Below are 17,379 nucleotides of genomic sequence, written 5' to 3' on the forward strand. Positions count from 1 at the left end.
TCTATTTTGCCTATTTAGGTGGATGTTGATACTTCTCTAAAGACTCTACATATAACACTTGTAAGAATTTCTTCACATTCACTTTTATCTTCCTAGTCACTTTAGAATCCTCTTGAATCGAACGCATACATGTTCGAATTTCTGAGAACTCAAAGTAGCGCGGAGCATAATATTCAAACTCAGGGTTTGTATAATCTACAACACCTAAAGTTGCTAAGTTGTTCATTGCGGCCAATATCGTTCTACGTATGCGTTGCTCTATGGCCTTACTTTCTTTCATTATCTCAACACCGTTAGTCTTTGTTTCAGATGCAAGTTCCTCATATAAATCCTTTAAAGCGGGCAATTGCATTGAAGATTCACTACGATTGATCAACAATTCCATTATGCATAGAATATCATCACTTCCTACTTCTCCTACAATACCCATATCATTTAAAATGGATAACACAACATCTCTTATAGTTCGATGTGTCTCTTCTTTTGTGGTCTCTTCAAAATTTATTAAAGATTCACGAATCGTGAGCAGTGATCGTTTTAATAAAAAACGCTCAGCAGTTTTCTTTAAGACATTTTGCACTTCCACTCGATTGATGGGTTTATGGATAAAGAACTCCACATCTTTTTCGTATGCTTGTCCTACCATTTCCTTATTAACGACTTGTGAAATCATCACAAAATGGCCTTTAAATCCTTGTTTTCTCAATTGTTCTATTGTTTCAATACCATCTAAGTTTGGCATTAATAAATCGATTAATACAAGATCAGGATGGCTTGATAAAATAAGTGGCAATGCACTTTCTCCACTATCAGCCTCCCCAATTACTACCCCCAAATCACCTTCAATAATTATTTGCTTCAGCATTCGGCGGCTAGCTGCATCATCATCTACTATAAAATAACGCAGGATTATTCAACTCTCTTTCGAATATTCTTCGTTGGTATTTCGATTCTAAAAATCAAGCCACTCTCAAGATTTCTAACAGAAATATCCCCTTCAAGCATTTGTACAATTTCGCGTACGTGAGATAAGCCAATCCCAGTTGCTGCAACACCTTGCTTATTGTATTTCGTTGTAAAGCCAGGCTCAAAAATAATATCTAAATCCTCTTTAGATATACCCTTGCCAGAATCACTTACTTTAAAGCATGTCTTCTTTTCTATATCAGTCACCTCAATTGAAATTTCACCATCATCATCAATGGCCTCAACAGCATTTGCTACAAGATTATTGAGCATAGCTAGTAACGGAATTTGTTGATTCGTTTCAAAATCGGTGGATACTTTCACATGAAAAACAATTTGTTTACCTAATAGCTCACTATATTTCTTATTAGCCGTTGTAACGAAATCAAATAAATTCGATAAAAAATAAACATCATTTGTTTTTTGAAGCGTGATGTTTGATAAACCCGAGAATATACGCTGAGCATCTTTCTTAACTTCATGAATTTCCTGGGCAATATGCAAAGCCTTCACACTCAGCTCTCTTTGCTCAATATCCTTTAATTTACGATATAGATCATAGCTAGAAGCTGTAATTTTCTCTATATGATTCATTGATTTTTGCAAATACAACGTCTCTACATATAAACCTGAGTCTACCGTTAGCTCTTCCTCTAATCGTTTATGTTGCTCTGAAATAACGACTGAACTATATAAACCTACGACAAAAAAGCTTCTCAATAAAGCAACTGCACTTAATAGCCCCAAATCATATAAATCAATACTCGTTTCAGCTATTAAGAAAGAGCGAATGATATGTTCTACACTATTCCCTATAATTTCAAGTAATGTCGCATATATACCTAAGCGTAATGGTTTATCTTGATATTTTTCAACGCCAAATATTCGAAAACCACTAGAAAAAATAAAGTAATAAATAAAGGCAGGAGCATTTTGCTTTAGGCTTTCCGTAATATCAAACAAATTAAACGCTACATCATTCATAATTCGGAATAAAACTACCGTTAACCCCGTAACAATCCCAGCTCTTATAATTGCATAAGGCGGTCGAATTAATATAAGTAAAAGGAACATAATGCTCCCAAGACCAAATCGAAAATTTTCCCCATAGAAAGGTGCCACTTTTATCTCACTGCTAATAGCTGTCAAAATAGCGATGAGAATTATCCATATCAGCTCGGACTTTCTCCATTTAGCACTTAAATTGATCATTAGAACTCTCCTAAAATAAATTACCCAATAAAAATGAATTTGCTTAAAAATCTCTATTTTATGAAAACGCAATCACTACGCCATTTTACCATTGTTCTATTTACAAGGAAAAACATTTACTTAATGCTCTTCTTTTATTAAGAAAATGATCTTTAAGTTACACAAATAATGTGATCAATATGAGGACTTAAGTTGTTTTCTACTATAATGGTTGAATTCTTAACATTTTTCACCAAAGATATTAAACGCAACTCCAAATTAATTAGGGGAATGAATTGAAAAAGTTAAAGAACTATATTACTTCGTTCTAATTATTCAATTAAGCGTAAGATGACTGTTTATACAGTTAGATTGGTCTTTTATGGTTGAGGTAATACCTTCATATATAAGTATTGTTACTTCAATTTAAATTAATTTTTTGATTAGTTTGCTTTTAATAAATAATAAAAACCCGATTAAGCAGTCAGTTGATGCACTGGCTTTATCGGGCTTCATTATTTTAACTCTAGATAAACGGTTAGCTAGTAGTACTAATCATTACATTACCAAAACACTTTAACATTCCATCATTTTTGAAATTAACTTCCGATTACGTTTTTTAAACAACTCGTTGTGAGAGGAAACCATTCCAAATCCATTTGCCTCAGGTTCAATATATTTTTTAGCCTTATTTACTGCATTTGCTGCATCTTGGAATGCGCCAGCAATTAAATTCACTTTCCCTTCATATTTTACAATATCACCTGCGGCATATAGACCTGGTACTGATGATTCGCCCGAAGAGTTGCTTTCAATATAAAAGTTTTCCGCAATATCAATTTCAACTTCACTATTTTGAAGTAAAGACGCATCTTGTTCAAAACCATGATTAATAATGACTTCATCAATTTCTACATACTCTACTTCATTACTTTGATGATTTGTTAATTCGACTTTCTCAATTATTTCTCGATTTTCACTAGCGATAAATTTTGTAATAGATGTGTTAAAAAAAGATGTAACCGAGCTTTCTAATAAGTGATTCACTTGGGATTCATGCCCATTTAGTTGATCTTTTCGATACGTTAAATACACCTTTTTCGCTATTGGCTCTAATTCATTTGCCCAGTCAATTGCTGAATTACCGCCGCCAGAAATGATGACCGTTTTATCTTTGAAGCGTTGAATAGATTTTACAGTGTAGTTCAAGTTCGATACTTCAAATTTATCTGCACCTTCAAGTTGAATTTTCGTTGGATTCAAGATACCACTTCCAACGGCAACTATTATGGTTTTGGAGTAATGCTTATTTCCTGAAGCTGTCGTTAACTCAAAAAGGTTTCCATCATTTTTTACAATGGATTCTACTTTTTCATTTAACACAACAGTTGGATTAAACGTTAATCCTTGTTCGACTAATTGCTCAATCAATTGCTCTCCTGGTAGCGGCTTATGTCCCCCTACATCCCATATCATTTTTTCTGGATAAACGTGCAATTTACCACCTAAATAAGGTTGATATTCAATGATTTTCGTTTTCATTTCACGTAATCCACTATAAAAAGTTGAATATAATCCTGCTGGTCCTCCACCAATTATCGTCACATCGTACAACTCTTGTAGTTCCATATATTAACACTCCTAATTTGTATTAAATAATTTATGTATCTATCTATTTTCTTCAATTGAAAAAATTAATTGACTTTCAGTATCATTGACCTTATATTTAAGCATGTGCAATGATACTGAAATTCATTCTCAATTGTAAGCTATTAATTTTATTTTGTAAACGGAGGTTAGTCATATTATGGTTCGCCTATATACAGATGACTTAAGCATTGGTTATGGTGACCGTTTAATTGTCAAAGAATTGAGTATATCAATTCCCGATAAGAAAATTACAACGATCATCGGCGCAAATGGTTGTGGTAAATCAACGCTTTTGAAAACAATGACTCGTATTATTTCTCAGCAATCAGGTGCAGTCTTGCTAGATGGGGAAAACATTGCCAAGCAAAATACGAAGGACTTAGCGAGCAAAATGGCTATTCTCCCTCAAACACCAGAGAGTGTTAGTGGGTTGACAGTAGGGGAGCTTGTATCCTATGGACGCTTTCCTTATCAAAAGGGACTTGGCCGGTTAACAAAAGAGGATTATGACGTCATTGAATGGGCTCTCGATGTAACAGGAACTACTGAATTCAAATACCGCTCTGTTGATGCATTATCAGGCGGTCAGAGACAACGTGTTTGGATTGCCATGGCGCTTGCACAAGAGACAGAGATTATTTTCCTTGATGAGCCAACAACTTATCTAGATTTAGCTCATCAATTAGAAGTTCTCAACCTTTTACAAAAGTTAAACGAAGAACAAGAACGTACTATTATCATGGTATTACATGATTTAAATCAAGCAGCGCGTTTTGCTGATTATATTATTGCTTTAAAAGATGGGGAAATTGTGAAGGCAGGAAATTGCGAAGATGTTATTACAGCTGATGTACTTGAGAAAGTATTCGCAATTGATGCTCATATCGGAATAGACCCTAGAACAAACAAACCAATGTGTGTCACATATGATTTACTAAAAGGAGCAGAAAAATGAAAAAGTTATTTATACCATTCGTATTATTATTCGTTTTAATCATTGCCGCTTGTGGCAATAAAACTGAGGATAAAGCTGAGGATACTTCAGCAGATAAAAACAATGAGCCAACGACGATTACATATGAATCTGAAGATGGTCCAGTAGAAGTGCCAGCCAACCCACAAAAAGTTATAGTATTAGGTTCTTTTGCAGGTAACGTAATGGCACTTGATGTACCACTTGTAGGTGTTGACGCTTGGGCAAAAATGAATCCTCGTTTTGATTCAACTTTAAAAGACGTTGAAGAAGTAACAGATGAAGATATAGAGAAAATTATAGAGCTTGAACCAGACTTAATCATTGGTCTTTCAACTGCTAAAAACATTGATAAACTAAAAGAAATTGCTCCAACAGTAACATTTACTTACGGAAAAGTAGATTACCTTACACAACATTTAGAAATTGGTAAATTATTAAATAAAGAAAAAGAAGCAAAAGTATGGGTTGACGATTTTAAAGAACGTGCTGCTACAGCAGGCGATGAAATCCGTGCGAAAATCGGGGAAGATACAACAGTTTCTGTCATCGAAAACTTCAATAAAGACCTATATGTATACGGCGATCACTGGGGTCGTGGAACAGAAATTTTATATCAAGAAATGAAATTAAAAATGCCTAAAAAAGTAGAAGAGTCAGTCTTAAAAGACGGCTATTATGCTCTATCTCAAGAAGTTTTACCTGATTATGCTGGTGATTATGTTATCTTAAGTAAATTCTCGGATAGTGATAATTCATTCCAAAAAACAGAAACATTTAAAAACATTCCTGCTGTTAAAAATGGTCATGTATATGAAGCAAATGCTAATGAATTCTATTTCAATGATCCGTTAACTCTAGAATATCAATTAGAATTCTTCAAAGACCATTTCTTAGGAAAATAAGCATCACTAATTTTAAAATAGGAATGATGATTAACTATGACAAAAGAAAAACAACAATCCATACCGTTTGTTATTAAATTCATAGTAGGAATTATCGTTCTGATCTGTATATTTACAGTAGCTATGGTATTCGGTGCTGCAAATACTTCTGTAAGAGAAGTATGGCTAGCTATTACTTCAGATTCAGCGAGTGATACCATTACGATGATTCGAGAAATCCGTTTACCGAGAGAGGTCGGCGCCATTTTTGTTGGTGCCGCCCTTTCTGTTGCGGGTGCTATTATGCAAGGCATGACACGAAATCCATTAGCAGATCCAGGATTACTTGGACTAACTGCTGGTGCAAATGCTGCTCTAGCCATCACCTTTGCTCTTCTACCATCCACAAGCTATTTTGGTATTATGATTGCTTGTTTCATAGGTGCCGCAATTGGCGCTGTTTTAGTATTTGGAATTGGTATGTTAAAAAGAGGTGGATTTTCTCCACTACGAATGGTGTTAGCCGGAACTGCAGTTTCTGCATTCCTTTATGCAATAGCTGACGGGGTAGCCTTATACTTTAAAATTTCAAAAAACGTTTCTATGTGGACAGCTGGGGGCCTTGTCGGCACTGCATGGAGTCAGTTACAACTAATTATACCTATTATTATTGTAGGTCTAATTGTAGCTCTCCTTCTTTCAAGACAGCTCACTTTACTAAGTTTAAGTGAAGAAGTAGCAGTTGGCTTAGGGCAAAATACAATGCGTGTAAAGATCATTTTATTTTTCATCATTATTATTTTAGTTGGAACATCAGTGGCACTTGTAGGAAATATGGCTTTCATTGGTTTAATGGTACCTCACATCGTGCGTGCCATTGTCGGTACAGATTACCGTCTTGTTATTCCCATGTCAGCTATCGTAGGAGCTTCCTTTATGCTATTAGCTGATACAGTTGGGCGTACAATTAACGCACCTTATGAAACGCCTATTGCTGCTATTATTGCTGTTTTAGGACTACCGTTCTTTTTAATCATTGTTCGTAGAGGGGGCAAAGTATTCTCATGATTGCACCTCATTTGATTAGAAGACAACGATTAATCATATTTATACTATGCGCATTAATTATAGCTACATTTATTATCGGTTTAGGTATGGGAGCATCTTCAGTTTCATTCGACCGTATCATTCCAACTATTCTTGGTAACGGTACTTTCAAAGAAGAATTTGTTCTCTTTTCAATACGCCTACCTCGAATTCTTATTACTGTTTTAGCGGGTATGGCACTCGCATTATCTGGCTCCATTTTGCAAAGCATTACACGTAATGATTTAGCCGATCCAGGAATTATCGGGATTAATGCTGGCGCTGGAGTTGGCGTAGCTATTTTCTTTTTATTTTTCCCTGTTGATGTTGGAACATTTATATATGTCTTACCGGCAGTTGCCTTTTTAGGTGCTTTGCTAACGGCTATATTGATATATGCATTTTCTTATAGTAAGAAAGAAGGTCTACAACCGGTACGCTTAGTTTTGGTCGGTATTGGGTTTTCAATGGCGCTCTCAGGCGTGATGATTGTTCTAATCTCATCAGCTGAACGTACAAAAGTGGATTTTATAGCTAAATGGTTAGCAGGTAATATCTGGGGAAATGATTGGGCATTTGTATGGGCAATTTTGCCTTGGCTTGTTATATTAATTCCTTATACTCTATTCAAGGCAAATAAACTGAACTTATTAAACTTGAGTGAACCTGTAGCTATTGGAGTAGGTGTCTCACTTGAGAAAGAAAGAATTGTTTTACTGTTAACTGCTGTAGCATTAGCTGCTTCTGCGGTTTCGGTCACCGGCGGAATTGCCTTCATTGGTCTTTTGTCACCTCATATTGCGAAAGCACTAGTAGGACCGAGAAATCAATTATTTATACCTGTGGCTATTTTAACAGGTGGTTGGCTATTACTACTTGCCGATACTATAGGGCGTAATATTATAAGCTTCAGTAGCATTCCAGCGGGTATTATCGTATCTCTAATTGGTGCACCGTACTTCATTTACCTATTGTTTAAAAAATAAACTAAAACCTCTCATTTATGAGAGGTTTTTTTCATTATTATATTAATACTTGTTCTTGCATCATTTTCAGCGGTTATATATTCAACACCACAATCATTTGCATTTTTATATAGTAAATCGACCACTTCTTTATTTTTGCCTGCAAATAATATAACTATTTTAGGGTATTAAAGCAAAATGAATATTAGGATCAACGCAAAAATAATTTGGAATAGACCAATACCACCTGCATATGCAGATAATTTCCATCCATGCTGTGTTAAATCTTTTATATTAACACTCATACCAATACCTGCAAGTGCCGTGATTTCCAAATAATTTCCAAAAACTTTGATTGGATGTGTAATTGCTGCTGGAAATAAAACAATACTATTGATTACACACAATAATAAAAACCCTGCTACATACCAAGGAACAATTGAACGTATGTTGAATTTTCCTTTAGTGGCTTCTTGAGCTTCTTGAGCCTCTTGATTTGCCATCTTTATACGTGTTAGAACAAACACGACTAATGCTAAGAAAATGATTCTGCTGATTTTAAAAATTTCTGCCTGATCTTTCACTGCCTCACCAACTATGCTCCCACTAGCAACTACTTGCCCTACGGATTGCAATGTCCCACCTATTAAAGCTGAAGACGGTAGAATATTATTATGAAAAACAGTACTTGTAATGACAGGCAAAAGAATCATCAAAACCGTACCTAGTAAATTAACAATTGTTATTGATACAGCCATATCTGATGTTTTTGCATTAATTGCTGGTGCTGTTGATGCAATAGCTGAAGAACCACAAACTGCATTACCACTCGCCATCAATAAGCGAAAGTCCTCACCAAAACTTAATTTTTTTCCCAACCAAATAACAAAAGCAATTGTCCCAGCCATTTGAATAAGAATAAAAGAGATACCCGTTAGCCCAATATTAAATAAAGAGTTAAATGTCAGCGTTGCACCCAATAAAATAATTGAATAGTATAGCAGATTACTTTCTGAAAACTTTATTCCTGGTCTTAACATCGAGTTCGACCCAAATTTTAAATTGCCAATCATAATACCTATTAAAATAGCAAATAACCCACTGCCTAAACTTGGAAAGAAACGTCCAAATACCATTCCAATAAAAGCGATCATAATACAAATTATCAATCCAGGTAGAACATTTATTATTTTCTTCATTTTGTAACCCCATTTATTTTTGTTTGTACCTAAACTTTACTGGAGAATTAATAATCAGTAAAATACAGATAAGTAATTATGACTATTAGTATTTCTAATAAGGGGGAATTTAATGTATTACGATGCTTTAAAGACATTCGTTGCTTTAGCGGATATAAAAAACTTCACGAAGACAGCTGAATACCTCCATATTTCTCAACCTAGCGTTAGTTTACACATAAAAAATTTAGAAACTGAATTTAATACACAGTTGTTTTTACGCTCACCTAAATCTCTAAAAATTACCCCCTCTGGTGAAATTCTCTATGATCGCGCTAAACAAATGTTAGCTATTTACGATCAGACCAAATCGGATATTCTAACACTTCAAAATGAAATTAAAGGAAAACTGCTAATTGGCGCAAGCTTTACCATTGGCGAATACGTACTACCTTCATTACTCGTTACTTTACAGCAAAAATATCCTGAACTTCATCTGGAGGTAATGATCGGAAATACGGATGAGGTTGTTGAAGCTGTTCAATTGCTGAAGATAGATATCGGCTTAATCGAAGGGCAAACAACCAATAAAGAGTTAATTATAGAACCCTTCATGGAAGACGAGTTATTGTTAGTCGCATCTCCTTCACATGTGCTTGCCCAAAAAGAAATCATAACGATTCAAGACTTACATAATCACACATGGCTAACTCGCGAAGAAGGCTCAGGTACACGTAATTACTTACTTCATGTACTAGAATCTAACAGTATCAATATTAAATCGCTAATCTCCATTAGCAGTAATCAAGGATTAAAAGAATTTATGACACAAGGAATTGACGGACTTACACTACTATCAAAGAGTGTCATTGAACATGAATTAAAAAGAGGGACACTCGCTGCTATCCGTTTAGAAGACCATATATTTAAGCGGAGTTTTTCCTATGTATATTCACCTATTATGGGAAGTAAAAAGAATACCTCTATGTTCATAAAAGAAATCAACAATAAGTGGCATATATAAAAAGCCGTTTCTTACATCAAACGAATGACGTAAAAACGGCTTTCTTATTCAATACCCCTATTGTTTAAACGTGCGTTTTAAAAATGACTTTGTACGTTCATTTTGCGGATGGTTAAAGATTTGCTCTGGTGAACCTTCTTCCACTATGACCCCTTTATCCATGAAAACAACACGATCTGAAACTTCTCTTGCAAATTCCATTTCATGTGTCACGATTAACATCGTAAGACCTGTACCTGCTAATTCCTTCATAACCTTTAGAACTTCTCCAACCATTTCTGGGTCGAGTGCAGATGTTGGTTCATCAAAAAGTAATACATCTGGTTCCATAGACAGCGCTCTAGCAATAGCTACACGTTGCTTTTGACCACCTGATAATTGGTGTGGCTTCGCATTGACATAACGATCTAAACCAACAACCTTCAAGTACTTCATAGCAACATTCTCAGCATCACTTTTAGAGCGTTTTAAAACCTTTGTTTGACCTACAATACAATTTGTTAATACATTAAGGTTATTAAACAAATTGAATGATTGGAATACCATACCTAGTTTTGTACGATAATTATTTATATTATGGTTGTTATCTAGAATATTGTCACCTTGATAAACAATCTGTCCTCCACTTGGTCTTTCTAATAAGTTAATACAACGTAGAAGCGTAGATTTCCCTGATCCTGAAGAGCCGATGACACAGACAACTTCCCCTTTGTTTACAGAGAAATCAATGTCTTTAAGAACTTCATGAGTGCCAAAGGATTTGCTTAGATGTTGTATCTCGATTACATTTTTCATAAGTCTATCTCCTTTGTCCGCATCATGCTTTTTTGCCTTCCATTTGTTCTAGATCATCAATCATTTGATAGTTTTGTGGACCATCTAATCGTTTTTCAAAGTAGTGTAGAATTTTCGTCACTACGAATGTCATGATTAAGTATAAAATACATGCTACAAAGAATGACTCGAAATATCTGAAATTATTCCCCGAAACAGATTTTGTTTGGAAGTATAGTTCTGTAACCCCAATTACATTCAATACTGATGTATCTTTAATATTCATAACAAATTGGTTACCTGTTGCAGGTAAAATATTCCTTAAAACTTGTGGTAATACTACATGAATCATAGTTTGCCAATGATTCATACCAATCGCTTGAGCTGCTTCAAATTGGCCCTTATCTACTGAGATAATACCGCCACGTACAATTTCAGCCATATACGCTCCTGTATTAATAGCAACGATAAAAATTGCTGCAAACGTGCGGTCCATATCTACACCAAATGCTTGGGCAGCACCATAGAAAACTACCATTGCCTGAACAATCATTGGTGTACCTCGGAAAAATCCTACGTATATCCCAAGAATTATATTTATTAGTTTTAATACAATTCTTTTTAATCCTCTTTCAGGTTTAGGAATCGTATTAATAATACCGATAAGTAATCCAATGATTGCACCGAAAACAGTACCAAGTGTTGCAATTAATAACGTCATCCATGCCCCGCGAAGGAACATTTCCCAGTTTTCTGTTGCTATACTTATAATCCAATCAATACTCATACTGTTCCTCCTTCAAAAGCAGTAATACCGACTGCTTCATATGCAGCCGGTATCCGTCATACATTATTTTGCAGCTGGTTGGTTTGCAATCGCTTTATCCATAATTTCTGTACGCTCTTCTTCAGAGATACCTTTTAAAACTTCATTAATTTTATCTTTTAATTCGCTATCTTTTTCAATACCTACAGCAATTGCTGTATCTTCTTCAGACGCTTTAAAGCCATCTGTGAATTCAACCATTACAAATTTATCATTTGCAGCTGAAGAACTAATACCTTCTGGACGTTCAGATACATAACCATCAATCACACCTGATTCAAGTGCTACACGCATTGCAGGGAAGTTATCCATTGCAGCTTGTTTTTTAACACCAGTAATTTGATCTATTACATCATAGTGTGTTGTATTTAATTGACCTGTAATTTTGGCACCACTAAAATCCTGGATTGATTTAGCTTTCTCGTATTTACTGCCCTTTTTAACAACCATTACATAATTAGATGTATAGTAGTTATCAGTGAAATCAATTGTCTTTTTACGCTTTTCAGTTGGAGACATACCCGCCATAATTGCATCAATTTTACCTGAAGTTAATGAAGGTACTAGACCGTCCCATTCTGTTTTGACGATTACTAGTTCTTTTCCTAAAGATTCTGCAACTCTTTTTGCAATCTCAACATCATAACCGCCAGCATATTCTGCGTTACCAGAGATTTTCACGCCGCCGTTTGAATCATCCTTTTGTGTCCAGTTAAACGGAGGGTATCCCGCTTCCATACCAATTGTGAATGTTTCTTTTTTTGTTTCCCCTTCAGTAGATGCACCTGATCCCGAACCTGCATCTTTAGTTCCACAACCAGCTAATAGTAAAATAGCAAGTAGTGTCATAGCAGAAAAAATTGCCCATGTTTTTTTCATATTATATTCTCCCCCTCTAAATAATATCCTTAATTTTCTTCAAAATACTAAAAAAGGCTATTGTACGTATAAAAAACGCGCCCTGAGATGAACTCAGGTCGCATTGTACAATAGCCTAAATCCTCTACTTATCCCTAAATGAGATAGCTCAACTCAACGAACTAGGACGTTCATTGAGACAGTCCTGCAGTTATTAACTACAGACCCAGCAAGTAACATCGAGTGTATTACAAACTTCGGCGACATCTCCTTCTCAATAGTTTCATAGTTTCTCAAGCTCCACTAAAGACTAATAGATATCGCGCCTCTACCTCACCCATTAACAAGTGAGGTTGTATTCAATTATCATTGTACACAGTCTACAGTAACGAACTTTCAGTGTCAACACACATTTTATAAAATACTCAGAATACTATCTTTTTTCTTACAACTAGTTTTTAGCCTCTAACAATATCTGACCCAGCGTACGTAACTTCACCTGTCGTAGCATTAATCTTATCAATTACACCATTTTCAGAAGGTGCATTAATAGAGTAATTTAAGCTGTATATTGTCATTTCATCATCTTCATCTATCTCTTCAAAACGTGAAAGTTTCATCTGCAAACTCTGTTTATATATAGTATCCGCTTCTTCTAATGTAATCATTGGTGTAGTATTCACACCTCGAATAGCCTCCATATTTAATGCGCTATACAAACATGAACGAATAATTCCTGTATGTATACCTACCTCAATTAGAACGGAGTATTTGTCTAATTTGTATCCCTGGAAAAATGGGATAAAAGTAAACATAGTTGTTGGTTCATCTTCATGTTCGTCTTCATGCTCGTCTTCATCATATTCATCCACATTGAAGAGATCATCATCCGAATCATCGTCAAATTCTTCTGTATCATCATTCAATACAGATTGTTCTTCAAGCATGTATTTATGGTGTATGTCACCCGCAATAATCTCTAAAAATTGCATTGCATTGTCTTTTAATTGCTCAAAAGGTAACTCAATCTTTGCTTCTGTATCCCATTCCACATTAGATTCATAGTTAGCGCCTGCATCATCAAAATGTAGTACTTCGATTACAGCTTCTGCATCTTCACCTTTTTCATCTAACTCTTCCGCAACATACCAATATAAATTACCCTCTTCTTCACGTAATACATATTGATCAGTTGCACCCAATAATTTTGGTAATGCCTTCGTCACTTGGACAGGTGTAACAGCAAATTGTTCAAGCTGTGATTCACTGAACAACTGACTTGCTTTTTGAACTTCCCCATCAACAGTAACACCTATATAATCTCGAATTGGTTGATAAACCAATTCAAATTCTCCTTGCTCTTCATTTTCTTCGATTCCTAATTCCACTAATGTCTCTTTACATAAAATTTCTCTAGCTTCATCTTCTGTTACTTCCACTTTTGGATATGTAAGTTGATAATATTCTTGGAATATTGTAGCCGCTGTAATAGTGCCATATGAATTAATCTCTATAACTGCACCAGAATTAGGTAAAGGGAGTTTTAATTTTTTATCGATAGCTTCATAAACTACTAAATATTCTCCTTCGCCAATTTCAGAGAAATTACTAAATTGTATTACTTCACGGCCGAAATCCTTCACAAAGGACTCTGTAATATGTAAAATTTCATCCATCTCAAGTTCTTCTAGATTTTCTAACTCAACATTGTTGTTTTCTACTAATTTATCAAAATCGATGTTGATGTTTGTCAACTCTTTATCGTCAGTCACTTCAATATAACCGTAATTGACATCATTTCTTGCATCCAGGACTTCAATACTATCTTCCATTGTTTCATCTTCATTGATTACAATCGGAGGCAGTCCAATTAAATACTTCTTCAATTTCATTTCTATCTCTATCATACGATGCTCCCTTTCAAGAAATGTATTATTGTTACTATAATATTAACTTCTTAAACAGTGAATTACTATCAAATAGGACATAATAAAAAAAATAATCTACAAATAACGTCATATTTCTAATTTAACAGAAAAAATCCAAAAAAAAAGAAAAAAGACCTGCCTTACGCAAGCCTTTTTCCCTGTCATTATCCAATTAAAACTAAATTAGCCCTTAAATATATTCTGTATGATACAACTCTACAATAAGCAGATATTCCTACACAAGTTATATTAAATTTATTGTTTTAGTCTTTTTTTACGTCATTGATACTCAAATATATATCTAAAAAATGCTCTTAGTATTTTGGATCATCTAACGCTTGATAATCTTGTTGATATTTACCGCCATCAGCAACTTCTGCATGATATAAAGCTTTCAGGGCATAATTTTTTTCAAGATCCAAAGACTTTTTCAACTCTTTAAATTTTGTATGCAATTCTTTGTTTTCATTTATTAATTGTTGCATTTGTGATTTAATGTATTTCAAAGATTTTCATCTCCTTTCAGATGGTTAATCTATTTAATCAGTATACCACTAATCGTAATGCTTTTTAATGTCCATAATTTGCTTAAATTAAAGCAATAATAGTAATTCAAAGAACAGAAATAATTATAATATGAAGTGGACCGATTTTTTTAAAATAACTACCAGCGATGAAACGAAACCAATACAACATACGATATTGCTAAAAGATTTTTAATTAAAATGAATATAAACAGCGATTTACAACTACTCTCTAAAACTTCAAGGTATATTTCAACAAGATCTCCTAATGCTACTCTTAATAAACTTCATTTTTTGAAATTAAAGACTTCTCTCCCTTAAGAATCTCTTACATCAAACTCTGTATTTTAAACTTCCCTATAAGATTTTTTATGATTATTACTTGAATATCTACAGAATAAGATGAAAACGCTTATTATCTTTTGACATAAGACCAAAAATGATGTAAATTACTAAAAGACGAACATTTTATTTATAAGGATAATAATTATTCGGTTTTAGGAGTGTGTTTTATGGAAAATGTATTTGATTACGAAGATATTCAATTGGTTCCTGCAAAATGTATAGTAAATAGTAGATCTGAATGTGACACATCTGTTACTTTAGGTGAACATACATTTAAATTGCCTGTCGTACCTGCAAATATGCAAACAATTATTGACGAAAAAGTAGCCATTCAATTAGCTGAAGATGGATATTTCTATATAATGCATCGTTTTGAACCAGGAAAACGTGCAGATTTCACTAAAGATATGCAAGCTCGCGGATTAATCGCTTCAATTAGCGTTGGAGTAAAAGAAGAAGAGTATGCCTTCATCGAACAATTGGCAGCAGATAAGATTGTTCCTGATTTCATCACAATCGATATTGCACACGGTCATTCAAATGCTGTAATCAATATGATTCAACATATTAAAAAACATTTACCTACTAGCTTTGTAATCGCTGGTAACGTTGGTACACCAGAAGCTGTAAGAGAATTAGAAAACGCTGGCGCTGATGCTACTAAAGTGGGTATTGGACCAGGTAAAGTATGTATAACAAAAATTAAAACTGGCTTTGGTACAGGTGGCTGGCAATTAGCTGCTCTACGCTGGTGTGCAAAAGCTGCTACTAAACCGATTATTGCAGACGGAGGTATCCGTACTAATGGCGATATCGCTAAATCTGTACGCTTCGGTGCTTCAATGGTCATGATTGGTTCATTATTTGCTGGACACGAAGAATCTCCAGGTAAGACTATTGAAAAAGACGGTAAACTTCTTAAAGAATATTTTGGTTCAGCTTCAGAATTCCAAAAAGGTGAGAAGAAAAACGTTGAAGGTAAAAAACTGTATGTTGAACATAAAGGCTCTCTAAAAGATACCCTTACTGAAATGCAACAAGACCTTCAATCATCTATCTCTTATGCTGGCGGCAAAAAACTTGACGCTATCCGTACAGTAGATTACGTTGTCGTTAAAAACTCTATCTTTAATGGTGATAAAACGTACTAAGAACTTGTAAAACATTAAAAACCGCCAAAAAATTTCTTGGCGGTTTTTTTCAATTATCTATATTTGATTACTTTCTACAATTTCAACAAATTTTGTTGAAGCTGGCGATAGAGGAACACTTTTTAAAAAGCATACGCCTATACTCCTTTTTGGGATTTCTTCCATTAAAGGCACTTCATATAAAATTCCTTTATTTAAATAATCTTTGGAAAATTCCTTTGTTACACAAGCTATCCCCAAATTTATTTTTGCAAACTCTAATAATAAATCATGTGAACCCAGTTCAAATTCTGGTGAAATCTTAACACCCTTTGTCATAAGATAATCATCTACATATTTCCTCGAGACAGATTGTTGCTCAAGTAATATTAGTGGCAAATCTACTATTGAAGCAAAGCTAAGTGGCTCCGTAATTGTCTTCATGTATTGTTCTCCACAAACGAATATATCTTGAACATCAATACAAGGTTTAAGCTCTAATGTTGGATCATCAATAGGGAAATTACAGAAGGCAATATCAACTTCTCCCGATTTCAATACTGCACAAAGCTCCATTGTTGTACCATTCATTATTTTAAATTTAATATTTGGGTGCTGATTATGAAAAGCTTCTAAAAAAGGAAGTAAAAAATACTTTGAAATTGTATCGCCCACACCTATTTTCAATTCACCTGTAGTTAAATCTTTAAATTCTAAAAGCTTTTCTTCTCCGACATGAAGTAAGTTAATTGCTGAATTTGCATATTCGAATAATAAGCTACCTTCATACGTTAAAGAAACCCCTTTAGGTGTTCTATTAAATAGGCGGATATCTAGTTCATTTTCTAATTGTTTAATCGCCTGACTAACAGCTGGTTGTGTCATATACAGATCATTTGCGGCTTTTGAAAAACTTGAGCTTTTCCCCACTTTACAAAACACTTTATATAAATCTAATTTACTTACCATATAACCTCACCTTATACCTATCATTTGATATATTAATTTTACTTATACCATTATTGTGAGGTATATTACAAGTTGTGAGTTTTAAAAAATAATAGTAAACAATATAGC

The 17,379-nt window shown here is 34.3% G+C and carries 16 protein-coding genes and 1 riboswitch; of the genes, 6 read left to right on the forward strand and 10 right to left on the reverse strand.

Annotated elements, in window-relative coordinates; all coding sequences use genetic code 11:
* Positions 1 to 10 precede the first annotated feature (10 nt).
* The 3 genes from MKY02_RS21525 to MKY02_RS21535 form a co-directional block, all read right to left on the reverse strand.
* A complete protein-coding gene (locus MKY02_RS21525; protein ID WP_038178928.1) occupies positions 11 to 907 on the reverse strand; it encodes a response regulator in 897 nt (298 codons plus the stop codon).
* Between the two features lie 2 nt (positions 908 to 909).
* Positions 910 to 2,178: an ATP-binding protein gene (locus MKY02_RS21530; protein ID WP_076034965.1), complete on the reverse strand. Its 1,269-nt coding sequence runs from the start codon at positions 2,176 to 2,178 to the stop codon at positions 910 to 912.
* Positions 2,179 to 2,733: 555 nt separating this feature from the next.
* Positions 2,734 to 3,786: an NAD(P)/FAD-dependent oxidoreductase gene (locus MKY02_RS21535; protein ID WP_038178925.1), complete on the reverse strand. Its 1,053-nt coding sequence runs from the start codon at positions 3,784 to 3,786 to the stop codon at positions 2,734 to 2,736.
* A gap of 178 nt (positions 3,787 to 3,964) precedes the next feature.
* Between MKY02_RS21535 and MKY02_RS21540 the strand changes: the two genes are divergently transcribed.
* The 4 genes from MKY02_RS21540 to MKY02_RS21555 are packed head-to-tail and all read left to right on the forward strand — an operon-like array spanning position 3,965 to position 7,736.
* On the forward strand, positions 3,965 to 4,762 hold the full coding sequence (locus tag MKY02_RS21540) for an ABC transporter ATP-binding protein (RefSeq protein WP_038178923.1): 798 nt from the start codon (positions 3,965 to 3,967) through the stop codon (positions 4,760 to 4,762).
* A complete protein-coding gene (locus MKY02_RS21545; RefSeq protein ID WP_038178921.1) occupies positions 4,759 to 5,685 on the forward strand; it encodes an iron-hydroxamate ABC transporter substrate-binding protein in 927 nt (308 codons plus the stop codon). The genes MKY02_RS21540 and MKY02_RS21545 overlap by 4 nt, the downstream gene beginning before the upstream one ends.
* A gap of 36 nt (positions 5,686 to 5,721) precedes the next feature.
* Complete coding sequence (locus tag MKY02_RS21550) at positions 5,722 to 6,732, forward strand: FecCD family ABC transporter permease (protein WP_038178919.1); 1,011 nt, start codon at positions 5,722 to 5,724, stop codon at positions 6,730 to 6,732.
* Entirely contained in the window at positions 6,729 to 7,736 is a 1,008-nt protein-coding gene (locus MKY02_RS21555) for a FecCD family ABC transporter permease (protein WP_038178917.1), read from the forward strand. Before MKY02_RS21550 ends, MKY02_RS21555 begins: the two co-directional genes overlap by 4 nt.
* A 167-nt stretch (positions 7,737 to 7,903) precedes the next feature.
* On the opposite strand, the gene MKY02_RS21560 is transcribed toward MKY02_RS21555, so the two are convergent.
* Positions 7,904 to 8,914 carry a YeiH family protein gene (locus MKY02_RS21560; protein WP_038178915.1) on the reverse strand — a complete coding sequence of 337 codons (1,011 nt, stop codon included), beginning with the start codon at positions 8,912 to 8,914 and terminating at the stop codon, positions 7,904 to 7,906.
* A gap of 112 nt (positions 8,915 to 9,026) precedes the next feature.
* On the opposite strand from MKY02_RS21560, the gene MKY02_RS21565 reads away from it, so the two are divergent.
* Entirely contained in the window at positions 9,027 to 9,917 is an 891-nt protein-coding gene (locus MKY02_RS21565; RefSeq protein ID WP_038178913.1) for a LysR family transcriptional regulator, read from the forward strand.
* Between the two features lie 57 nt (positions 9,918 to 9,974).
* On the opposite strand, the gene MKY02_RS21570 is transcribed toward MKY02_RS21565, so the two are convergent.
* The 5 genes from MKY02_RS21570 to MKY02_RS21590 form a co-directional block, all read right to left on the reverse strand.
* Positions 9,975 to 10,712, reverse strand: coding sequence for an amino acid ABC transporter ATP-binding protein (locus tag MKY02_RS21570; RefSeq protein ID WP_038178911.1), 738 nt, complete (start codon positions 10,710 to 10,712; stop codon positions 9,975 to 9,977).
* A gap of 22 nt (positions 10,713 to 10,734) precedes the next feature.
* Positions 10,735 to 11,478 carry an amino acid ABC transporter permease gene (locus tag MKY02_RS21575; RefSeq protein WP_038178910.1) on the reverse strand — a complete coding sequence of 248 codons (744 nt, stop codon included), beginning with the start codon at positions 11,476 to 11,478 and terminating at the stop codon, positions 10,735 to 10,737.
* Between the two features lie 63 nt (positions 11,479 to 11,541).
* Positions 11,542 to 12,396, reverse strand: coding sequence for a transporter substrate-binding domain-containing protein (locus MKY02_RS21580; RefSeq protein ID WP_038178908.1), 855 nt, complete (start codon positions 12,394 to 12,396; stop codon positions 11,542 to 11,544).
* 136 nt (positions 12,397 to 12,532) lie between these two features.
* Positions 12,533 to 12,714, reverse strand: a riboswitch (Lysine riboswitch).
* A 119-nt stretch (positions 12,715 to 12,833) separates the two neighbouring features.
* Complete coding sequence (locus MKY02_RS21585; protein WP_340711671.1) at positions 12,834 to 14,282, reverse strand: hypothetical protein; 1,449 nt, start codon at positions 14,280 to 14,282, stop codon at positions 12,834 to 12,836.
* 335 nt (positions 14,283 to 14,617) lie between these two features.
* Complete coding sequence (locus MKY02_RS21590; protein ID WP_038178903.1) at positions 14,618 to 14,809, reverse strand: hypothetical protein; 192 nt, start codon at positions 14,807 to 14,809, stop codon at positions 14,618 to 14,620.
* A gap of 530 nt (positions 14,810 to 15,339) precedes the next feature.
* Between MKY02_RS21590 and guaC the strand changes: the two genes are divergently transcribed.
* Positions 15,340 to 16,323 carry a GMP reductase gene (gene guaC / locus MKY02_RS21595; protein ID WP_038178898.1) on the forward strand — a complete coding sequence of 328 codons (984 nt, stop codon included), beginning with the start codon at positions 15,340 to 15,342 and terminating at the stop codon, positions 16,321 to 16,323.
* Positions 16,324 to 16,380: 57 nt separating this feature from the next.
* Here the strand turns inward: guaC and MKY02_RS21600 are convergent, their stop codons facing one another.
* Positions 16,381 to 17,271, reverse strand: a complete 891-nt coding sequence (locus MKY02_RS21600) for a LysR family transcriptional regulator (protein WP_038178897.1) — start codon at positions 17,269 to 17,271, stop codon at positions 16,381 to 16,383.
* Positions 17,272 to 17,379: the final 108 nt, after the last annotated feature.

Source organism: Viridibacillus sp. FSL R5-0888 (assembly GCF_038009105.1).
In the GTDB taxonomy this organism is placed as follows: Bacteria; Bacillota; Bacilli; order Bacillales_A; family Planococcaceae; genus Viridibacillus; species Viridibacillus arenosi.

Bases quoted from the DNA above. Each gene is read 5' to 3' on its own strand.
- MKY02_RS21530 (WP_076034965.1), bottom strand. From the start codon at position 2,178: ATGATCAATTTAAGTGCTAAATGGAGAAAGTCCGAGCTGATATGGATA.
- MKY02_RS21550 (WP_038178919.1), top strand. From the start codon at position 5,722: ATGACAAAAGAAAAACAACAATCCATACCGTTTGTTATTAAATTCATA.
- MKY02_RS21540 (WP_038178923.1), top strand. From the start codon at position 3,965: ATGGTTCGCCTATATACAGATGACTTAAGCATTGGTTATGGTGACCGT.
- MKY02_RS21545 (WP_038178921.1), top strand. From the start codon at position 4,759: ATGAAAAAGTTATTTATACCATTCGTATTATTATTCGTTTTAATCATT.
- MKY02_RS21585 (WP_340711671.1), bottom strand. From the start codon at position 14,282: ATGATAGAGATAGAAATGAAATTGAAGAAGTATTTAATTGGACTGCCT.
- MKY02_RS21570 (WP_038178911.1), bottom strand. From the start codon at position 10,712: ATGAAAAATGTAATCGAGATACAACATCTAAGCAAATCCTTTGGCACT.
- MKY02_RS21555 (WP_038178917.1), top strand. From the start codon at position 6,729: ATGATTGCACCTCATTTGATTAGAAGACAACGATTAATCATATTTATA.
- MKY02_RS21580 (WP_038178908.1), bottom strand. From the start codon at position 12,396: ATGAAAAAAACATGGGCAATTTTTTCTGCTATGACACTACTTGCTATT.
- guaC (WP_038178898.1), top strand. From the start codon at position 15,340: ATGGAAAATGTATTTGATTACGAAGATATTCAATTGGTTCCTGCAAAA.
- MKY02_RS21600 (WP_038178897.1), bottom strand. From the start codon at position 17,271: ATGGTAAGTAAATTAGATTTATATAAAGTGTTTTGTAAAGTGGGGAAA.
- MKY02_RS21575 (WP_038178910.1), bottom strand. From the start codon at position 11,478: ATGAGTATTGATTGGATTATAAGTATAGCAACAGAAAACTGGGAAATG.
- MKY02_RS21560 (WP_038178915.1), bottom strand. From the start codon at position 8,914: ATGAAGAAAATAATAAATGTTCTACCTGGATTGATAATTTGTATTATG.
- MKY02_RS21565 (WP_038178913.1), top strand. From the start codon at position 9,027: ATGTATTACGATGCTTTAAAGACATTCGTTGCTTTAGCGGATATAAAA.
- MKY02_RS21535 (WP_038178925.1), bottom strand. From the start codon at position 3,786: ATGGAACTACAAGAGTTGTACGATGTGACGATAATTGGTGGAGGACCA.